Source organism: Streptomyces sp. NPDC001700, assembly GCF_053596435.1.
Window position 1 is genome coordinate 210,726 of record NZ_JBSFGE010000004.1, and the last position, 19,197, is coordinate 229,922.

General features: G+C 73.1%; 15 protein-coding genes and 1 pseudogene. 7 read left to right on the forward strand and 9 right to left on the reverse strand.

The annotated features are described in order from the left end of the window. The first annotated feature begins 53 nt into the window (after positions 1-53). Positions 54-638, forward strand: a complete 585-nt coding sequence (locus ACWC5C_RS09390) for an MmpS family transport accessory protein (protein WP_450874859.1) — start codon at positions 54-56, stop codon at positions 636-638. Positions 639-696: 58 nt separating this feature from the next. Here ACWC5C_RS09390 and ACWC5C_RS09395 read toward each other — a convergent pair whose 3' ends face one another. The 3 genes from ACWC5C_RS09395 to ACWC5C_RS09405 form a co-directional block, all read right to left on the reverse strand. Further along, a complete protein-coding gene (locus ACWC5C_RS09395; RefSeq protein WP_450874860.1) occupies positions 697-1,620 on the reverse strand; it encodes a YceI family protein in 924 nt (307 codons plus the stop codon). A 109-nt stretch (positions 1,621-1,729) separates the two neighbouring features. Beyond that, the gene (locus tag ACWC5C_RS09400) at positions 1,730-1,864 is read right to left on the reverse strand and encodes a hypothetical protein (RefSeq protein WP_450874861.1); all 135 of its coding nucleotides are present in this window, start codon (positions 1,862-1,864) and stop codon (positions 1,730-1,732) included. Positions 1,865-1,870: 6 nt separating this feature from the next. Continuing rightward, on the reverse strand, positions 1,871-3,667 hold the full coding sequence (locus ACWC5C_RS09405) for an FAD-dependent oxidoreductase (RefSeq protein ID WP_450874862.1): 1,797 nt from the start codon (positions 3,665-3,667) through the stop codon (positions 1,871-1,873). 145 nt (positions 3,668-3,812) lie between these two features. Between ACWC5C_RS09405 and ACWC5C_RS09410 the strand changes: the two genes are divergently transcribed. Further along, on the forward strand, positions 3,813-5,651 hold the full coding sequence (locus ACWC5C_RS09410) for a helix-turn-helix domain-containing protein (RefSeq protein WP_450874863.1): 1,839 nt from the start codon (positions 3,813-3,815) through the stop codon (positions 5,649-5,651). A 28-nt stretch (positions 5,652-5,679) separates the two neighbouring features. Here ACWC5C_RS09410 and ACWC5C_RS09415 read toward each other — a convergent pair whose 3' ends face one another. Continuing rightward, positions 5,680-6,024, reverse strand: a complete 345-nt coding sequence (locus ACWC5C_RS09415; RefSeq protein WP_450874864.1) for a peptidase inhibitor family I36 protein — start codon at positions 6,022-6,024, stop codon at positions 5,680-5,682. A 128-nt stretch (positions 6,025-6,152) separates the two neighbouring features. Here ACWC5C_RS09415 and ACWC5C_RS09420 point away from each other — a divergent pair, with 128 nt between their 5' ends. The 4 genes from ACWC5C_RS09420 to fxsT all read left to right on the forward strand — a co-directional run bounded on the left by ACWC5C_RS09420 (position 6,153) and on the right by fxsT (position 14,442). Beyond that, complete coding sequence (locus tag ACWC5C_RS09420; RefSeq protein ID WP_450874865.1) at positions 6,153-7,253, forward strand: phosphorylase family protein; 1,101 nt, start codon at positions 6,153-6,155, stop codon at positions 7,251-7,253. Positions 7,254-7,403: 150 nt separating this feature from the next. Beyond that, positions 7,404-8,897 carry a VMAP-C domain-containing protein gene (locus tag ACWC5C_RS09425; protein ID WP_450874866.1) on the forward strand — a complete coding sequence of 498 codons (1,494 nt, stop codon included), beginning with the start codon at positions 7,404-7,406 and terminating at the stop codon, positions 8,895-8,897. After that, complete coding sequence (locus ACWC5C_RS09430) at positions 8,894-10,087, forward strand: AAA family ATPase (protein WP_450874867.1); 1,194 nt, start codon at positions 8,894-8,896, stop codon at positions 10,085-10,087. Before ACWC5C_RS09425 ends, ACWC5C_RS09430 begins: the two co-directional genes overlap by 4 nt. Beyond that, on the forward strand, positions 10,084-14,442 hold the full coding sequence (gene fxsT, locus ACWC5C_RS09435; RefSeq protein WP_450874868.1) for an FxSxx-COOH system tetratricopeptide repeat protein: 4,359 nt from the start codon (positions 10,084-10,086) through the stop codon (positions 14,440-14,442). Before ACWC5C_RS09430 ends, fxsT begins: the two co-directional genes overlap by 4 nt. A 13-nt stretch (positions 14,443-14,455) precedes the next feature. Here the strand turns inward: fxsT and ACWC5C_RS09440 are convergent, their stop codons facing one another. The 5 genes and pseudogenes from ACWC5C_RS09440 to ACWC5C_RS09460 all read right to left on the reverse strand — a co-directional run. Beyond that, positions 14,456-16,261: an HEXXH motif domain-containing protein gene (locus ACWC5C_RS09440; RefSeq protein WP_450874869.1), complete on the reverse strand. Its 1,806-nt coding sequence runs from the start codon at positions 16,259-16,261 to the stop codon at positions 14,456-14,458. Further along, on the reverse strand, positions 16,258-16,434 hold the full coding sequence (locus ACWC5C_RS09445; RefSeq protein ID WP_385439759.1) for a hypothetical protein: 177 nt from the start codon (positions 16,432-16,434) through the stop codon (positions 16,258-16,260). Before ACWC5C_RS09445 ends, ACWC5C_RS09440 begins: the two co-directional genes overlap by 4 nt. Positions 16,435-16,536: 102 nt before the next feature. Beyond that, positions 16,537-17,259: a DUF4232 domain-containing protein gene (locus ACWC5C_RS09450; RefSeq protein ID WP_450874870.1), complete on the reverse strand. Its 723-nt coding sequence runs from the start codon at positions 17,257-17,259 to the stop codon at positions 16,537-16,539. Between the two features lie 131 nt (positions 17,260-17,390). Then, positions 17,391-17,660 (reverse strand): DUF1876 domain-containing protein, encoded by a 270-nt coding sequence (locus ACWC5C_RS09455; protein ID WP_039940568.1) that lies wholly within the window; start codon positions 17,658-17,660, stop codon positions 17,391-17,393. 38 nt (positions 17,661-17,698) lie between these two features. After that, positions 17,699-18,340: pseudogene (locus tag ACWC5C_RS09460) on the reverse strand (phosphoribosyltransferase); the annotation flags it as partial. Between the two features lie 90 nt (positions 18,341-18,430). Here ACWC5C_RS09460 and ACWC5C_RS09465 point away from each other — a divergent pair. Further along, positions 18,431-19,189 (forward strand): DUF72 domain-containing protein, encoded by a 759-nt coding sequence (locus ACWC5C_RS09465; protein WP_450874871.1) that lies wholly within the window; start codon positions 18,431-18,433, stop codon positions 19,187-19,189. Positions 19,190-19,197 lie beyond the last annotated feature (8 nt).

The window sequence follows — 19,197 nt, forward strand, 5'->3', positions numbered from 1 at the left end:
TTTCAACCAGCGCGGTTATGGTCAACTCCTCGAGTTTCACGCAAGGGGGAGCAATGTCCTGGAATAACCAGCCATCACCGGCACCCGCCCGCCCCAGATGGGCCCGCAAGCGCATCGCCATACCGGCCGCGGCCGCGCTGCTCTTCGTCGGAGTCGGCATAGGTTCGGCCGAGGGCGACGACACGAAGTCGGCCAGCGCCGACAAACCCACCCCCAAGGTGACGGTGACGGTCACGGCCAAGCCCGCCCACATCAAGGACGCCGCCGAACCGGCCCCCACCGTGACGGTCACCAAGACCGTCACCGCCAAGCCGAAGCCCAAGCCGAAGGCGACGGAGAGCGACGAGGCACCCGCCGGGACAGCCGTCTTCAAGGTCTGGGGCACCGCCCCCGCCGGGGCGGACATCACCTACGGCAGCGACAGCGAAAACCTCGACGGCAGCGGTCTGCCGATGACCAAGACGCTGAAAACCCAGGACGACGCGCTCTATTACCACATCTCGGCACAGCTCCAGGGCGGCGGCGACATCCGCTGCTCCGTCACGATCGACGGCCAGACGAAGACCGGCCACGCCCGCGGCGAATACAACATCTGCTCCGCCCAGCTGAACGGCGACTTCTCCGGCGGCTGGGACTGACGAGAGCGGGGGCAGCGGGGCGCGCCGGGTGGCGGGCCCCGCTGGGGTGTGCGAGGGGTTACTCCGGCGGGGTCGGGGTGTCGTGGTTGCGGTACATGGCCTGGATGTCGAGTTCCAGCTTGACCGTCGGGCCGACGACCGCGATGCCGCGGGCGAGCATGTTGCGCCAGTTAAGGGTGTAGTCCTCGCGGTGGAGTTCGGCGCTGGCGTGCGCGGCACAGCGGAGCTCCTCTCCGTAGCCGCCGTTCACCGCGCCGAGGTAGGTGGTGTCGAGGTTGACGGAGCGGCTGACGCCGTGCATCGTCAGGGGGCCCTGGAGGTTCCACTTCGCGCCGCTGCGCCAGGTGAAGCGGGTGCTGGCGAAGTGGATGTCCGGGAAGTTCTCGACGTCGAGGAAGTCGGCCGAGCGCAGGTGGTTGTCGCGGGTGGCGTTGCCGGTGGTGATGCTGGAGGCGTCGATGAGGACCTCGACGCGGGAGTCCTCCATGCGCTCGGCGACGTGGATGCCGCCCCGGAAGCGGGTGAAGCGGCCGTGCACATTGGCCATGCCGACGTGGCGGGCGATGAAGCGGATGGCGGTGTGCGGGGGGTCGAACAGCCAGGTCCCGGGCGGGGGGAGTTCGAGCTGCTGCGAGGGCTGCATCGGGATGCGGTGGGGTTCGCCGCATTCGCCCGGCCGGACGTCGGTGGTGAGGCGATGGGGGGTCAGGCCGCTGCCGGTGAAGAGCACGGAGTACTCGCCCGGCTCCAGGGTGGCCACGAAGAGCCCGTGGGGGTCGGTGGTGGCCTTGACCGCCTGCTTGCCCGCGCCACGGGTCGCGGTGATGGTGACCTCGACGCCACCCAGCGGCTCGCCGACGGGGTCCAGGACCTCGCAGCTGAACGCACCGGCGCCGACGGGCATGGGCAGGCGGAGACCCGGTCCACGGTTCGGGCGCTTGGGGCGCATGCGCCGGAGCAGTGCGAGGGGTGTTGCAGTCATCTCTCTAAGGTTTCTCTCGGTAACGGGGTCTCCCCATGATGGAGGGCGCTGGGGGACGTCACCCATCAGAGGTGGTTGCATCGGCCAACAGCCGCGTTCGCGCCACCACTCATACGGCGGCGCGTGACAGCACCAAGTCGAAGTCGGCGGGACGGAAGGGGTTGCTGACACCGTAACGGGTGTCGAGCTGGGGGGCATCGGTCAGGGTGATGGCGTGCACCAGTCGTACACCAGTCGTGCACATGCTCCGTCAGTCGGCCACCTCGGAGGCCTCGGAGGCCTCGGGAGCCGGGCGCGCATGGCCGAGAATCTGCCTCAGCGCGCCGGTCAGCAGGTCCGCGGCGTCCGGCGTGGCCGTGGCCGTGGCGTGGCGGAAGCCGATGTAGTTGTCGGGGCGGGCCAGCAGGGCGCCGCCGTCCCCGGTTTCGCGCAGGCCCGCCCAGTCGCCGTAGGGGTCCTCGTACTCCTGGCCGGGCCCGATGACGACGGTGGCGACCTCGATGCCCAGCTCGCGGCGCGCGGTCTCGGCGGCCTGCCGCCAGCAGTCGCCGCCGATGCCGGTGAAGAGGGTGAACCGGCCCTGACCGCCCAGGTCGAGGGTCGAGAGGCGGTCGCGGCCCCGGGTGACCCAGGCGTGCGGCAGCTTGGCGCCGGGCCGGGTGGACGGCTGGTGGTACAGCTCCGGGTCGCGGCCGAAACCGGGGTCGGGGGTGCCGTCGGGGACGACGGCGTCCGAGGCGTACCGCTGGTTCATCTCCACGCCGTGCGCGTTGAACTCGTACACCTTGGCGGCGATGGCCTCCCGCAGCCGCTGCCGCTGCTTCTCGGCCTCGGCGGTGGCGTCCTTGCGGGCGGCGACGTTGCGCCACATCTGGTCGGGGTCGGCGGTGGACAGCACGTTCAGCGCCTCGAAGACCGGCGCGGTCTCGCCGATGCTCTTGTTGGCGCGCTCCACGGTCTGCCGCCCGACCGGGGCCCGCTCGGCGGAGTAGCTGTCCAGGAGGGCGGGCGCGGCGGTGCCGTCGAGGACGTGGCGGAGTTTCCAGGCGAGGTTGTACGCGTCCTGGACGGAGGTGTTGGAACCGAGGCCGTTGGACGGCGGGTGGCGGTGGACGGCGTCGCCCGCGCACAGCACCCGCCGGTCGGCGTAGGTCTCGGCGTACAGGTGGTTGACGGTCCAGGCCGAGGTGGAGGTGATACGGACCGGGATCTCGTCGTCGCCGAGCAGTCGCCGCACCACGGACAGCGCGAACTCCTCGGTGAGGTCCGGCGGCCCGGCCTCCAGGTCGTACCCCCACACCACCATCCACTCGGTCCAGGGGCGTACGCAGCGCACCAGCCCGGCGCCGATGCCACCCACGGTGGCGCCGGGCGCGAGCACCCAGTAGAGGGTGGAGGGGCGGTGGGCGGTGAGGGCGGTCAGGTCCGCCTCGAAGACGATGTTGAGGCTGCCCGCGACGCCCATCCGCCCGACGGTGGGCAGCCCGGCGTTCTCGGCCACGCGGCTGCGCCCGCCGTCCGCGCCGACCAGGTAGCGGGCCCGGACGCGGTACGTGTCGCCGCGCAGCCGGTCCCGTACGGTCACGGTGACGCCCTCGGCGTCCTGCTCGTGGGCGAGGTATTCGGTGTCGAAGCGCAGCGCCGTGCCCCGGGCGACGGCGGCGTCCACCAGGATCGGTTCCATGAGGTGCTGCGGCATGTCGCACATGGCGCTGGGACCGGCCAGTTCGTGTTCGGCCTGGACGCGCGGGTCGTTGCCCCAGGAGCGCAGCCGCCCCAGCTCCTCGCCCGCGAGGCTGGTGCAGAAGACGGTGTTCCCCATGAGGTGCTGCGGGGTGGCCCGCTCCCGTACCCGCTCCTCGACGCCGAGGTCGCGCAGCACCTCCATGGTGCGCTGGTTGGTGATGTGCGCGCGGGGCGTGTCCGCGAGGCGGCCGTACCGGGTGACCACCATGTTGGGCACGCCGTAGGTGCTCAGGGCGAGCGCCGTCGCGGCTCCGGCCGGGCCGCTGCCGACGATCAGCACGTCGGTCTCGACGGTGTCCACTGCGTAGGGCTCCTCTCCTGGCGACCGGATGCGTTTCGAGGGCGCGGTTCGCCGCTCTCCGGTCAGCGTTGATGATCTTGATCCAGGAGCGGGCGGCGGAGGTGTCTCAATACGAGACACCCGGGCCGTATACGGTGAGGTCGCTGTGACGAGCGACAACGACACCCCGGCCGCCCAGGCCGCCCCGGCTCTCGCCCCGCTGCGGCGGGCCCGTGAGGCGTTCCTCAGCGGGCGGCCGCCGGGCGGGGATGTCCCCTACGTCCCCGGCGTCCCCGGCGTCCCCGACGACCTCGCCGAGGCGTGGCGGCGGGCCCGGTTCCTCGGCGTACGGCGGGATGTGACGCCGCCGTACGCCCCCGTACCCGCGCACTCCCCGCTGCTGGCCGCCGCCCGCCCGGTGTTCGACCGCATCCTGCCCACGCTGGACGGCGGCGACACGGCGCTGGTCCTCGCCGATGCCCGCTGCCGGGTGCTGTGGTCAAGTGGCGACCCATCGGGCGGCGGCCCGTCGGGCGGCGGCCCCGCGCCCGAGGCGGGCCACGATCTGTCCGAGCGGGCGGTGGGACACCACAGCGCGGTGCTCGCGCTGCGCCTCGGCCGCCGGGCGGAGACCCACGGCCCGGAACACGTCCTGGACCTGTGGCAGGAGGTGGCGGCGGTCAGTGTCCCGGTGTACGAACCGGGGGCGGGCCGCCCGGCCGGGACCGTCACAGCGCTGACCCGGGTCCGCGAGGACCGCGCGCCCCACCCGGGCACGGCGCTCGCCGAGGCCACCGCGCTCGCGGTCGAGAGGGAGCTGCTGGGCCGGGCCCGGCCCCCGGAGCGGCTGCTGCTGGACGCGTATCTGCGCGAGGCGGCGGAGGGACGCGCGGTAGTGGCGCTCGACGGCAGCAGCCGCATCGTCAGCTCCGGGGCCGCGCGGCTGCTGTCGGACGAGACGCTGACCCGGCTGGAGCGCCGGGCCACGGCGCTGCTGCGGGACGCGGGGGCGGCGGACGGGCGGCAGGCGCGGGAGTTCCCGGTGCCGGACGGTGCCGGGCTGGTCGTCCGTATGACACCGGTCGTGCACGAGGACGAGGTCATCGGCGCGGTCGCGGTGGCCCGCCCGGGCGCCCCAGCCGGTACGGAGCGTACGGCGGGCCGGGGCGGTGGCCGGGAGCGGCTGCCGGGGCTGGCCGGTACGTCGGGGCCGTGGCGGGTGGCCGTCGCGCGGGCGACCGGGCTGGCCCGGGCGGCGGAACCGCTGCTGCTCACCGGGGAGGCGGGCGTCGGCAAGTCCTCGCTCGCCCGCGCCCTGTTCGCGTGGCGCGGCGCCACCGCGCCCCTGGTGGTGGACGCCGCCGAGGGCGCGCCCGGCGACGTACCGCGCTGGTGTCACGCCGTGGCGGAGGGGGACGGCGCGCCCCCGCTGCTCCTGCTCCACGCCGAGCGGCTGGACCAGCCCGATGTCGCCGCGCTGCTCTCGCTGCTGGCGCGGCGCCCCGAGGTACCGCTGACGGCGACGCATACCCCGGGCACCCGGGTGGGCCCGTGTCTGCGGCGGCTGCTGGATCTGCTGACGGCCCGTTCCGTCGTCCTGCCGCCGCTGCGCGAGCGCGTCGAGGACATCCCCGTACTGCTGCCGGACCTCGCCGGGCGCCCCTCCCCCGGCCACCCGCCGCTGTCCTGGAGCCTGGACGCGCGCCGGGCCCTGGAACAGCACAGCTGGCCGGGCAACGTGGCCGAACTGTCCCAGGTGGTACGGGAAGTGGCCGAGCACCGCCGCGCCACCGGCCCGGTGCGGCGCGGGGAACTGCCACCGGGATTGCGGGTGCCACCGGCCGCGCGGCGGCTCAGCGGAATGGAACGGGCCGAGCGCACCGCGATCCTGGAGGCGCTGCGCCGCCACGGCGGCAACAAGGCCCGCGCGGCCGAGTCACTGGGCATAGGCCGCGCCACCCTCTACCGCAAACTCCGCACCCTGGGCGCGGACCAGCCCTCGTGACGACGACGCTTCACGCCCGGGGCGGGGATCAGCAGGTGTCGCCCACCGCGTCGATCTTCGCGCCGAACCGGCCACTGTAGTTGCTGGCGTAGTCGCCCTTGCGGACCGAGTGGCATTCCTTGCCCGAGGCCCAGTCGATGAAGGCGCCGGTCCTGTTGGCCCGGAAGGAACCCACGTGGTCCGTGAACCGGCTGGGCAGGTCCACGTAGCCGCCCCGCCACGTGTACAGCTCGCCCGTCCCGTCCTGGAACCGCCACAGGCAGATCGCGTTGCTCGCGCACGCGGGCAGCGCCTGGGCCTGTGTGGTGGGGCCCAGCACGGTCACGGCGACCGTTCCGGCGACCAGCGCGAAGCGTGTGAATCGAGCGTTCATCCCGTCCCCCTTGACGTAGAAGCCAACTCCCCGATTGTCCACCGGGGAAGTGGCGGCAGATAGACAGATCCTGTGTTCGACGTAGGCTCTGAGGTCGTCCTGTGCACGTCGTTGTTCAAGGGGGAACCATGGGGGCTGGCGGCACCGGGGGCGCGGGGCGGGCGGATGTCGTCGTACTGACCGCGCTGGAGATCGAGTACCGGGCCGTACGGGCGCATCTGGACGATCCACGCCCCGTCCGGGCGGAGCGCGGCTCCCTGTTCGAGACGGGCGTCTTCCGCTCCGGCGCGGAGCCCGGCGGCCGTCAGGTGGCGATCCATATGACGGGCCCGGGGAATCCGGGCGCGGCGGCGCTGGTCGAGCGGGCGGCGGCGCTCTTCGCGCCGCGTGCGGTGCTGTTCGTCGGGGTGGCGGGCGGCGTCAAGGATGTGGCGCTGGGCGATGTGGTGGCCGCCGACGCGGTGTACGACTACGAGACCGGCAAGGACACCGAGTCGGGGTTCGTGCCCCGGCAGAAGACCCATCAGCCCGCCTACGGGCTGGTGCAGCTGGCCCGGAGCGTCGCCGCGGCCGACGACTGGCAGCGGCGGATCCTGCCCGGCGGCGCCGCGCGACGCCCGAGCGCGCACGTCAAACCGCTCGCGGCGGGCGGCCGGGTGGTGGGGCACGAACGCTCCGAGGTGGGACTGCGGCTCGCGGCCGTCGCCGGGGACACGGTCGCGGTGGACATGGAGGGCTTCGGCTTCCTGGCGGGCGCGTACGTCAACCAGCACCTGGACGCGCTGGTGATCCGGGGCATCTCCGATCTGCTGGACGACAAGGGCGAGGCGCACGACGAGCACTGGCAGCCGGTGGCCTCCCGGCACGCGGCCGCCTTCGCCTTCGAACTCATCGGACGGCTCCCCGGCACGACGCCCGACGCCCTCGCACCGCGCCCGCGCCCCCGCAAGCTCTCCATCCAGGAACTCGGCGGCCTCGCCGGGCTGTTGCTGGAGGTCCCGGGTCTGTCCTCGCCCGCCCGCTGGCAGCAGCTGCTCGACGAGCTGCCCACCGTGGGCACCGCGGTCAGCCGCCAGTCGGCGAGCCGCGCGGAGGCGCTGGCCCTGCTGCGTACGTGCGAGGCGCACCGGGCGCTGGGCGAGCTGGTGTCCGTCCTGGAGGTGCTGGCCCCGGACGACCCGGCGGCGGCCGAACTCGCCCGCCGTATCAGGGAACTGGGCCTGGGCTAACCCGCGTCCGGGGGCACGAAGGGTGTCGCCGGGGGCGTGCGGGGCATACAAGTTGTCCGGAGTCCGCGCGGGCGGCGCACGCCTGTGACAGGGTCTCCGGCGGGATCATCGGCGGCGGGGACCGGTGATGCGGTACGGGGGAGGCACGGCATGGCGGCCATGCGGGAAGGCGGCCTCAGATCGGTCCATCATTTGGTGTCGGCTTTGAAGGAGTTCCGCTGTCTGACGGATCCGGATTCCCGGGCGCTATGTCTGGATCTGGTCGCCATGGAGATGGAGTTGGCGTCCGTCCCGGTGCGCGGCCACCGCGTCACCGACTACTTCCTGGTGGAGCTGGCCCGGGAGTGCCTGGAGAACGTACGGATGATGCGCGCGCTGCGCGCCTCGCTCGCGGTCATGGCGCCGGGCACGGAAGCCATGGAGCACCTGGATTCGGTCGTCGAGCAGATGACGGCCCAACCGCTGCTGCCCACACCGGCCGCGGGCGGGCTGCGGTCGCTGCTGGAGGATCTGGAGTTCGGGCAGCTGGGCCAGCTGTGCCGGGCCGCGGCGGGTCCGCTGCAGGACGTCCCGGCGGTCACCGGCCCCTGGCACGCCTTCGAGGAGCTGAGCCGGATGAACGCGCGGCCGGACGGGCTGCCGCCGGGGCTCGCCCTGGTCGAGTATCTGGCGGCGTCCGCCCAGCCGCTGCGGAAGGCCGACGCGCTGCGAGCGTGGGCCGATGAGCAGGCGCGGGAGCTGGACCTGACCTCGCAGCTGAGATCGCTGCGCCAGCAGGTGGGGCACGCCGCCCCGGCCGACCCGGACGACGCGTACCTGGTGATCCGGCTGCTGCCGCAGGAGGAGCCGGGCCGTTACGAGCTGTCGTCCTGGCACAGTTACGACCCGAGCGGCTGGTATCCGGCCCGTGGCCCGGTCACCCAGGTCACCGCCGCCACCGCCGAACGGGCCGTCCAGGAGCTGGTGTACGCGGCGGAGGAGGAGTGGAAGGACGCCCGGTGCATCCATCTGGAATTCCTGCTGGGCCCGGATGACCTGAATCTGCCGGTCCATCTGTGGCGCAAGGAACTGGACAGCGCGCTGGCCACTCCACTGTGCATGGACTATCCGGTGGTGGTGCGCAGCCTGGAGCGGAGCCAGACCAGACGCTGGCACCGCCCGTGGAACCAGCGCTGGCAACTCTTCACCGGACGGCCGGAAATGGCCCGGCAGCTCGTCGTCGAGGGCCAGGATCCGGACAGTCCGCGCTCCGGGGATCCGGCCGCGCTGCTGGCCCGGCTCCAGGCGGATCCGCACGTCGTCGCGCTGATCCTGGGCTCGCCGCCGGGCGGCGCCGGTGAGGGTTCGCACGAGGCGCTGGCGGCCTGGCGGGCCGGAATTCCGCTGGTGGCGTGGGACCGCCGCGCCACCCGGGATCCGGCGTTCGTCCAGCACTTGAGACAAAAACCGGACGAGGCGAGCGGGGACCTGGCACGGCTCCGCGAAGCCGTGACAAAGTTACGTCTGGACGCCCATACGATCGACTCCGCGGAGCGGGAGCATCACCCGGGGCAGCATGTGGTGCTCGTCTGGGACGACCCGACCCGCCCCGTGGAGACGCAAGGACGCATGACGGGGCCGGACGAGGGGGTGGGCAGTCGATGAGCGAGGCGGAGCCTGCACGGCGGCACAACGGACGGATCCCGGGCGGCGAACCCGGTTCCTCCTCCAGTCCCCTGCCGTCCGGCATACCGCGCCCCTGGTGGATCTACCAGGGCACCGGGCGCCCGCTGCACGACGTCAGCCTGGAGGACATCCTTCCGCCCCCGCCGCCCTGGCGCACCTTCGGCGGGGTCTCGGCCTCCCCGCCGGACGGCTACGGCGCGGACGGTCCCGACGGCGCGTTATCCGACCCGGACGAGCCGCCGACCGAGCCCCCGGCGCCGCCGGAGGACGCCCAGGACGCCGTCCGCCGCCTCGGCGCGACCCCGCTCGGCCTGCGGTCCGAGGCGGAGGAGGCGGACGTGGTGAACGCCGCGCTCATCCTGCGGCGCCCGCTGCTGGTGACCGGCCGCCCGGGCACGGGCAAGTCGACGCTGGCGTACCGCATCAGCCGGGAGCTGGGCCTGGGCCGGGTGCTGCGCTGGCCCATCACCACGCGTTCCACCCTGCGGTCGGGTCTGTACGGCTACGATGCGGTCGGCCGCGTGCACGCCGCGGCGGCCGGACAGGCGGCGGCTGAGGAGGACGGACACGAACCCGGACCGGAGGACATCGGCGACTTCCTCCAACTCGGCCCGCTGGGCACGGCGATGCTGCCGCACCGCCTCCCCCGCGTCCTGCTCATCGACGAGTTCGACAAGAGCGACATCGATCTGCCCAATGACCTCCTCGACATCTTCGAGGCCGGGGAGTATTCCATCCCCGAGCTGGTGCGCCTGCGCAGGCGGCGCCCGGCCGTATCGGTCCTCACCGACGACCCCGACCGGGGCACCGTCATCGCCTCGGGCCGGGTGCGCTGCCGCGCCTTCCCCGTGGTCGTCATCACCAGCAACGGGGAGCGGGAGTTCCCGCCCGCGTTCCTGCGCCGCTGTCTCCAGCTGCGGCTGCCCGACCCGGACGCCGACCGGCTCGCCGCGATCGTGGCCGCGCATCTGGGCAGAGCGGACGACCCGCGCGCCCGGGAACTCATCGATGTGTTCCTGGAGCGCAGCCGTCACGAAGGCGGGCTCGCCGCCGATCAGTTGCTCAACGCGGTGTATCTGGTGACGGCCCGTTCGGAGGCTCCGGGGCCCGAGTGGGAGGAGCTGCTGCGCGCTGTCTGGCACCGGCTGGACGCCGCAGGCTCGACATGACACACGACCCAGGCGGCGGGTCCTGCGAGCACGGCCCACGGGACCTCGACTGGCAGCAGATCGCCGATGCCTTCTGGCTGACCTTCTGCACGGCCGAAACGGAGCGCGGACCCGGCCGGGCGGCGCCCGGCCCGCTCCCCGCGCCCCCGGAGTCCCCGCCGCCCACGGGCGACCGGTCCCCCGAACCGCCGCCGGAGGACGACGGCGGGCCCCGGCCCGAGCCCGAGCCCGTGCCCGAACCGGCCATCTCGGCACCGTGGCCCGTGGAACTCGTCGACGCCCCGGGCGCACCGGACGAACCGGCCGGGACGGAACCGGCGCTGGTCACCGACGTCATGGTGCCCGCGCCCCGGCCGACCGCCGCCGGACCGCTGGTCGCCGAGCGCGCGCTCTCCCGGGCGCTGCGCCCCCTCAAGCGCACCTCGCCCTCGCCGGTCGCGCTGGAGCTGGACGAGGAGGCCACGGCCGAGCGGGCCGCCCGCGAGGGGCTGTGGCTGCCGGAGTTCGCGCCCGTCCGGGAGCGCTGGATGGACGCGGTCCTGGTGCTGGACTGCGGCAGTTCGATGGTGGTGTGGCGGCGTACGGCGGCGCGGCTGGTCACCGTGTTGGAGCGGACGGGTGCCTTCCGGGACGTCCGGGTGCACCGGATGAACACCGATCTCCCGATACCCGAAGGCCACGACTCCCCGGTGGACGGCATGGCACCGCGCGGGAAGCGGACGGTGCTGGTGCTCACCGACGGGATCGGCGCGGCCTGGGGCGACGAGAGCGCGCAGCGCGCGCTCGGACGCTGGGCCCGGCGCGCGTCGGTCGCCGTGCTCCATGTGCTGCGCCAGGGCCGCTGGCACCACACCGGGATCGCACCGGAGCGGGTCCGGGTACGGGTCCCCGAGCCCGGCGCGCCCAACGGCGCCTGGCGGCGGGGCGACGGCGGCACCTGGCCGGGCGGCGAACCGCCGGTTCCGGTGCTGGAGCTGGACGCGCGCTGGCTGGGCAACTGGGCGCGGCTGGTGGGCCGTCCGTCCGACCGGGGCCATGACACCCTCGCCCTGCTGCCCGGGGCGGAGGCCGAGCCCTGGGATCCACGGCCGGAACCCAGCGCCTGGGACCGGGTGTTCCGGTTCCGCTCCACCGCCTCGCCGAGCGCCTTCCGGCTCGCGGCGCGGCTGGCGGCGGCGCCGCTGAACATTCCCGTGATGGAGTTCGTCCAGGGGATCCACCAGCCGGAGGGCAGCCCCGGCGATCTGGCCGAAATCCTGCTGGGCGGGCTGTTACGCAAGGTCAGCACCGCCGATCCGCTGGACGAGACCGGGATCGGCTACGAGTTCCACGACGGGGTGCGGGAACTGCTGCTGTCCGCCGGGTTACGGGACGAGTCGCTGTACACCCTGCGCAGCGTCCTGGACCGGCTCGGCCGCCGCTGGAAGCCGCTGCATCTGCTGCGCGATCTGCTCAACCATCCCTCGGGGCCGGTGCGGGACCTGCCCGACACCGACCGCCTGATGCCGTACATCCGCCTTCAGGAACAGGTCTACCAGGCGCTCTCCGGGCCCTACCTCGAAGGCGCGCGCTCCTTTCGCGCCCTTGTCCTCGCGCGCCAAGCGCTCCCCCGCACGGGCGAAAGCCGTCCGGATCCCTTTGAAGACGTACCCCATTGGGGAAATGTGGTCCCTGAGGTTGCCGTGACTGACTCCATGACTCCCCGATCCCGTCCGTCGTCCCAAGCCGACGATTCACCATCCCCGCCGGCGCACGGCACGCCGGGTACGGCGGGCGAGCATTCGAGAGGAACCTTCGTGTCCGTGACCGCTGCCCGGTCCCTGCCCGCCGTGGAGGAGCGCCGCGCCGGGGAACCCCCGTCCATCTGGGGCAATGTGCCGCCCCGGAACAACAACTTCACCGGACGGCGAACGCTGCTCGACACCCTTCACGAGCGGCTGCGCAGCGAGGGTACGGCCGCCGTGCTCCCCGAAGCACTGCACGGTCTCGGCGGAGTCGGAAAGTCCCAGATCGCCCTGGAATACGTGCACGCGCACTCCGCGGACTACGACGCGGTGTGGTGGATCCCGGCGGAGCGCCCGGAGCAGATCCGCCAGGCGCTGGTGCAGCTCGCGGACCGGCTCGGGCTGCAGGCGGGCATGGAGGCGAACACGGCGGTGCCCACCGTGCTCGACGCGCTGCGCACCGGGCGCCCCTGCCGCAACTGGCTGCTGGTCTTCGACAACGCGGAGGAGCTGGAGACGGTCCGGCCGTTCTTCCCCGCGGGCGGACCCGGCCGGATCCTGGTGACGTCGCGGAACGCCCAGTGGTCGCGGGCCGCCCGGACCGTCGAGGTGGATGTCTTCGAGCGCGAGGAGAGCATCCAACTCCTGCTGCGGCGAGGGCCGGAGCTGCCGCACGAGCAGGCCGACCGGGTCGCCGAGACCCTGGGCGACCTGCCGCTGGCGATCGAGCAGGCGGCGGCGTGGCTGACCGAGACGGGGATGCCGGTCGACGAGTACCTCCAGGTCTTCGAGGACGAGCGGGCCGACGTCAGCACCCGCCGCAACGAGCTGCTGGCGGCCGGGGTTCCGGTCGACTATCCCGAACCGGTCGCCGCCGCCTGGAACATGTCGCTGCGCCGCCTCGCCGAGCACCATCCGGGCGCGCTGCAGCTGCTGCAGATGTGCTCCTTCTTCGCCCCCGAGCCCATTTCCCGGCGACTCTTCTCGGGCATCCGGGGTGTCTCCCTCTCCCCCGAGCTGTCGGAAGTGCTTCAGGATCCGATCAAACTCGGTCATGCGATCCGGGAGATCAACCGCTACGCTCTGATCAAGATCAATCACCGCAGCAACACCATCGAACTGCACCGGCTGGTGCAGGCGGTGCTGATCGGCCAGATGTCCCCGCAGCAGCAGGCCGACATGCGGCACAGCGCCCATGTGCTGCTGGCCTACGGTGACCCCAACGACGTCTCGCCCGCCAACTGGAGCCGCTACGCGGACCTGCTGTCCCATGTCCGGGCGTCCCGCGCGATGGACTGCGACGACAAATGGGTGCGGCAGATGGTGCGCAACCTGGTCCGGTTCCTCCATGTCTGGGGCGACCACGGGGGCGCGCTCGAACTCGGCAGCCGGGTGCGGGACAAGTGGCTGGTCTCGCTCGGCGAGGACAACCCGGAGACGCTCGCCATCTCCCGCACGCTCGGCCATGTGCTCACCCTGCTCGGCCAGTTCAAGCAGGCCAGCGAGCTGAACAGCCGGACGCTCGAGCTGACCCGCGCCAGCCACGGCGACGACCACGAGAACACGCTGGTCACCATCGGGGCGGTCGCCAAAGACGCCCGCTACCAGGGTGACTACGCGCGCTCCGTGGAACTGGAGGAGGACCGCTGGCGGCGGACCATCCGGCTGTTCGGCGACGAGGACCCGTACACCATCGCCGCCGCGAACGACTACGCCCTGGCGCTGCGCTCGGCCGGTGACTACGTGCGCGCCCGCGAGGTGGACCAGAAGGCCCACACCGTCGCGAAGGTCGTCCTGGGCGAGGACTCGCTGCTGACGATCCTGCTGGAGGCCAATCTCTCGATCGACGTCCGGGAGAGCGGCGACTACGTGACCGCCCGCACCATGATGGAGCAGACCTGCGCCCGGGTCCGCCGCCAGCTTCCGCAGAACGCGCCGATCGGCGTCTTCGCCCTGCGCAACCTCGCCGTGGCGCGCCGCAAGGCGGGCGATCACGAGGGGGCCCTGGAGATCACCCGGGAGGTGCTGGAGCGGTACCGGCTGCGCTACAGCGAGCCCAACCTCCACATCACGGCGACCTCGCTGAACCTGACCATGGACCTGCGCCAGACCGCCGACCTCGACGGCGCCCGCGAGCTGGGCCGCACCTGCCTGGACGACATGCGGTCCGTGCTCGGGCCACGGCACCCGGTGACGCTGAGCGCGGCCATCGACCTGGCCGTCACGCTGCGGCTGCTGGGAGACACCGAGGCGGCGCTCGCGCTCAACAAGGAGACGCTGCCCGCCCAGGTCGAGCAGCTGGGAGCGGACCATCCGATCGTCCTGGCCTGCGCGATCAATCTCGCCAGCGACCACTACACGCTGGCGGACTACCAGGAGGCGCGGGACCTGGACACCGAGACGCTCGCGGCCTGCCGGTCACGGCTGGGCGAGGACCACCCCACCACGCTGGCCTGCGCGGTCAATCTGTCCGGGGATCTGCGCGCGCTCGGTGAGGGCCGGTCCGCCGAGGAGCTGCACAACGACACGCTCGCCCGGATGCGCGCCGTCCTGACCCCCAACCACCCGGCCACGGTCGCGGCGGCCCGGGGCATCCGCGCCGACTGCGACGTGGAGGCGATCGCCTTCTGACGCCGCTTCGTCGTCAGAGGGAGTCCCCGATCCAGGTCGCCAGCGCGACCGGATCGGGCACCTCGCCACCGTCGTCCCGCAGCGCCCGGTGGACGGCGAGGACGGTCTCGGGCGCGCGGAGCAGCGCTGTCCCGGCCGCTCCGTCCGGCAGGGTGAGGGCGAGGCCCGCCCAGGCCGCGACATCGTCCGGGTCCCGGGCCAGTCGGCCACGGTAGCCGTGCAGCGCGGCCGCCCGGTCGCCCCTGGCCCAGGCGAGATCGGCGCCGTCCGGGGAGCCGTCGCCGCCCTGCCCTGCCCGGAGCCGTTCCGGTTCGGCCCGGAGCCGTTCCGGTGCGGTGAACCGGAGCCTGGCGAGCGCCGTCCGTGGCACCGTCTCCGCCGGGGCGGGCTCGACCGAGGCGGGCGGCACCTCCCGGGGCGGCGTACCGCGCGTCCGCCAGGCCCGCACCCACCGGGCGAGCGGCGCGGGTTCGGGCCGCAGATGGCGCATGCGGTACACGAGCCGGTGGTCGACGACCAGATCCGCCGCCAGCCGCCGGGGGACGGACGGGACGGGCTCCGCGAGCCAGTCGGCCAGCCGCTCCGCCACCTGATCGAGGAAGCTCCTTCCCAGGGGCGTCAGTTCGGCGTGGGTGCGCAGCGTCTCCAGCCCGTGGGCGGTCTGCTCCCGCCGGAGGGCGAATTCGAACGCGGCGGTGTCCCCGTCGGGCCCGTGATCCGTACGGTGCAGGCGGTCCTGCCAGAAGCCGGTCACGCCCAGGAACGCGTACACCCCCTGCAGCAGCCCCCGCAGCGGCCTCGGATCCAGCCGCCACGGCGCGTGGTGGACCTCCTCCCGTCCCCCTTCGATCAGGGGCACCAGATCCATCAGGGCGCTGAGCTTGATGTGCTGGGCCTCGTGCACCAGCGCGGCGGCCAGGTCCGGCTCGTCCACGGGCCCGTCCATCAGGACGCAGCCGTATGCCTCCGGGGACGAGGCGCTGAACGGCTCGGGGTGGGCCGCGTACGGTACGGGGACCACGGAGGCGATGCAGGCGGCGAGCCCCGACGGGTCCACGTTGCGCTGCTCGGCGACCAGCCGCCAGGCGCCCGCGAAACGTTCCTGCCAGTGCTTCCACGCGTCGTCGGTGAGCCGGTCCGGTGGTCTGCGGCAGAAGAAGTCGCGGTAGGGGTCGAGATCGTCGAGGAACGGCGAGCAGCTGTGCCCCCGGTGGTCACCGCGCAGCCGTCTCAGGCCGCGCCACCCGGGGGCGTCCTCGGCGAAACCGGAGGCGGGCAGCGGCACCGTGTGCGGCCCGGCCACCACGGCCGCCGTCCCCTCCGCCGTACCCACCACCTCGGCGAGGCCCGGCGCGCGGTCCGGTACGAGGGCGAAGCCCAGCGCGGGCAGCATCACCCCGCCGTCGCGCACCACGACCGCGATACGGAAGTCGACGCCCGCGAGGAGGGCCGCCGAGGCCACCATCGCGTACAGATAGCCGGTCTCGCTCCACAGCGGCGCGTCCGCCGGTTCCTGGCCGCGCAGCTGCCGCAGACACCGGCTGAGCCACACCCCCGTCTGCGGATGCAGCAACAGCCTCTCCACGGCGGCCGGGGAACGGCGCTCGGCCCGGATCAGCAGCCGCCAGGCCTCCCCGGCGGGCGGCAGCGGGCCGGGCAGGGCGGGGTGTGCGGCGGCCACCTCGACCAGCGCCCGCAACAGCAGCATCGCGCGGCTGCGCTGACCCGATCTCAGCTCGGCGACGGATGACGCGCTTCCCGAACCCACGGCCAGCTCGGTGAAGCACAGCGCCGATAAGTGATGGCGGGAGTCCGTCAACTAATGCAACCCTGCTGCGCGTCGGAGGAGCTGGCGGACGTCGCCGGGTTCCGGACGGCGCGGATCAGCCGCAGCGCCACCTCGACCGCCCCCTCGTCCCGGTCGAGGTCTTCCAGTGTCGCTCCCGAAAGGTCCAGCAGCTCCGTCTCGACCTCGGTCGCGACTCGCTCCATGACACCGCCCTCCTCCGGACGTTCACACCGACTCACGTGAGGCATCCCTATGGTGACCTACCCCTATTGATTGCGAAAGGGTGAACACGGCCAGCTGAAGCCTCAGGCGCCCTTTCCGGAATGGACCGCTTCGACCTCGAATACGCCACCGCAGACGCGGAAGGAGCGCGCCGGAACGGTCATGGAGGTGAAGGAGTCCGGCGGGTAGGCCCGGATGCGGGCGGGGGCACGGCGGCACGGGGTGTCGGAGGTGCCCACGTTGAGGGTGTGCAGCATCGCGGAGGCGCTGGCGCCCGGCGCCAGGGAGACCGTGGAGCGCGACGCGCCGCGCCGGGTGGCGGGGTCGCCGATCGCGGAACCGGAGGAGTCCAGCAGCGAGACCCCGGGGAAGCCGGTGAGGGTGCAGGTGCCGGTGGACTTGTTGGTGAGCACCAGCGGCATATAGACGTTGCCCGCGCCCACGTCCTTGCGCCCGAGGGTCAGGCGCAGCTGTTCCGTGGAGCAGACGCGCCGGGCGCCGGGCCGCGACGCGGCGCCGCTGTTCGCGGTCGTGGCGGAGGAGGAGACGGACGCGGATGTGGACGCGGAGTGCGTGACGATGCGCGACGTTGCGGGGTGCGATACGGGTGGCGCCGTGCGCCCGGTGTGCGCCGCGGACCGTGTGCCGTCCGGTGCGCCGGAGGAGCCGGGGCGCGCGGACACCTCACCCCCGGTGTCGGCGCCGCAGGCCGTCACCACGGACAGCGCTCCGATGAGCAGCGCGCATAACCGCCATCGCCGGGACCGCCGGGGCCTCGGCGTCGTCGTGTCGTTCCGGTGCGCCATGAGCGACCTCCCGGGGTCGTGTCCGCTCTCTTTCGGCTCCCCTTTCCCCGCTTGGACGCCCTTATGTCTCCGCCGCACCCCGGTGACGTGGAAGCCACCGGGGAGCCGCCGGTTCAACGGCACCGGGCCGGTTACATCACCAGGTGTGCCTTGCTGTGGGTGACTTCCTCGATGTCGCCGCCCGCCTTGCCGATCAGCCGGTGGGCCAGGTTGCTCAGCGCCCTCGCCGCCGCGATCTCCTCGCCGACCCGAGGCTGTGCCGGGTCGTCGGGGTTGCGGTTCGCGCGGCCCTGGGCGAGCATCTCGGTGCCGTCGTGCATCCGCAGCCGGACGACCGCCTCGGTCAGCGGACCGATCTCACGGAATTCCATCTGGATGTCGCATCCCACGATCGTCTCCATCACGATCACCTCCTGCGTTACCTTCCAGGATGCGCCTCCCCGTGCTGTCCGGTCGACCTGGTCAGCAGTTCCATCACCTCGGCGTCGTCGGTCTGGGAGAAGTCCTCGTACCACTCGCCGACCGCGGAGAAGTCCGGCGGCGTGGACAGGCACACCACCTCGTCCGCGTCCTCGCGCAGCGACGCGACCGCGTCCGGCGGCGCCACGGGCACGGCCAGGACGGCCCGGGCCGCCCCCTGGGCCCGCGCGACGCGGCAGGCGGCGCGGGCGGTGGCGCCGGTCGCGATCCCGTCGTCCACGATGATCGCCGTACGGCCCTCCACCGGGATCCGCGGCCGGTCGCCGCGGAACCGGCGCGCCTGGCGGCTCAGCTCGGCCTGCTCGGTCCGCTCGACCTCGGCGATCTCTTCCTCGTCCGCCCGGCTCATCCGGATGATCGCCTCGTGGACGACCCGCACCCCGCCCTCGCCGATGGCGCCGAAGCCCAGCTCGCGGTGGAAGGGGACGCCGAGCTTACGGACGATGATCACGTCCAGCGGTGCGCGCAGCGCCCGGGCCACCTCGAAGGCCACCGGCACCCCTCCCCTCGGCAGCCCCAGCACCACGGGTTTCTCCTCGGCCAGGGGCCGCAGCCGCTCGGCGAGGCGCCGTCCGGCGTCCACCCGGTCAGTGAAGATCATCGCTCACCCCCGGTTCGGATTCCTCTCCTTCGAATCAAGCCGACAATGCCCCGGACCGCAAACCGGCGGCGCGTCCGGCACCCTGGAAACATGGGCGTCCTGGTCGGCACATCGGGGTGGCAGTACAAGGACTGGCGCGGGGTCCTCTACCCCGCCGACTGCCCGCAGCGGCTGTGGCTGGAGGAGTACGCCAAGGGCTTCACCACGGTCGAGAGCAATAACGCGTTCTACCGGCTCCCCGAGCACGATCAGTTCGCGGTCTGGCGGGACCGTACGCCCGGCGGGTTCGTGATGGCGCTCAAGGCCAGCCGCTATCTCACGCACATCAAGCGGCTGCGCGACCCGAAGGAGCCGGTGGCGCGGCTGATGTCCCACGCGGCGGGGCTCGGCGACCGGCTGGGCCCGGTCCTGCTCCAGCTCCCGCCGACCCTGCGGGCCGACCCCGGACTGCTGGACACCGCTCTGGCCTGCTTCCCGGCCGGTATCCGGGTGGCGGTCGAACCGCGCCATGACTCCTGGTGGACCGGGGAGATCCGGACCCTGCTGGAGGACCACGGCGCCGCGCTGTGCTGGGCGGACGTGGGCTCGCGCCCGGCCGCCCCGCTGTGGCGGACCGCCGGGTGGGGGTACGTACGCTTCCACGGCGGCCGGGCCGAGCCCGCACCGCGCTACGGCCGCCAGGCGCTCGCCACCTGGGCGCGCCGGGTCCATGACACCTGGCCCGGCGAGGCCGACGTCTACGCGTACTTCAACAACGACACGGGCGGGGCGGCGGTCCACGACGCCGCCGTCTTCGCCCGTGCCGTCGCCGGGCTGGGCCGCGCGGTCAGCCGTACGCCCGCGCTGTGAAGGCGGCG

Bases quoted from the DNA above. Each gene is read 5' to 3' on its own strand.
- ACWC5C_RS09390 (WP_450874859.1), top strand. From the start codon at position 54: ATGTCCTGGAATAACCAGCCATCACCGGCACCCGCCCGCCCCAGATGG.
- ACWC5C_RS09395 (WP_450874860.1), bottom strand. From the start codon at position 1,620: ATGACTGCAACACCCCTCGCACTGCTCCGGCGCATGCGCCCCAAGCGC.
- ACWC5C_RS09400 (WP_450874861.1), bottom strand. From the start codon at position 1,864: ATGTGCACGACTGGTGTACGACTGGTGCACGCCATCACCCTGACCGAT.
- ACWC5C_RS09415 (WP_450874864.1), bottom strand. From the start codon at position 6,024: ATGAACGCTCGATTCACACGCTTCGCGCTGGTCGCCGGAACGGTCGCC.
- ACWC5C_RS09420 (WP_450874865.1), top strand. From the start codon at position 6,153: ATGGGGGCTGGCGGCACCGGGGGCGCGGGGCGGGCGGATGTCGTCGTA.
- ACWC5C_RS09425 (WP_450874866.1), top strand. From the start codon at position 7,404: ATGGCGGCCATGCGGGAAGGCGGCCTCAGATCGGTCCATCATTTGGTG.
- ACWC5C_RS09430 (WP_450874867.1), top strand. From the start codon at position 8,894: ATGAGCGAGGCGGAGCCTGCACGGCGGCACAACGGACGGATCCCGGGC.
- fxsT (WP_450874868.1), top strand. From the start codon at position 10,084: ATGACACACGACCCAGGCGGCGGGTCCTGCGAGCACGGCCCACGGGAC.
- ACWC5C_RS09445 (WP_385439759.1), bottom strand. From the start codon at position 16,434: ATGGAGCGAGTCGCGACCGAGGTCGAGACGGAGCTGCTGGACCTTTCG.
- ACWC5C_RS09450 (WP_450874870.1), bottom strand. From the start codon at position 17,259: ATGGCGCACCGGAACGACACGACGACGCCGAGGCCCCGGCGGTCCCGG.
- ACWC5C_RS09455 (WP_039940568.1), bottom strand. From the start codon at position 17,660: ATGGAGACGATCGTGGGATGCGACATCCAGATGGAATTCCGTGAGATC.
- ACWC5C_RS09465 (WP_450874871.1), top strand. From the start codon at position 18,431: ATGGGCGTCCTGGTCGGCACATCGGGGTGGCAGTACAAGGACTGGCGC.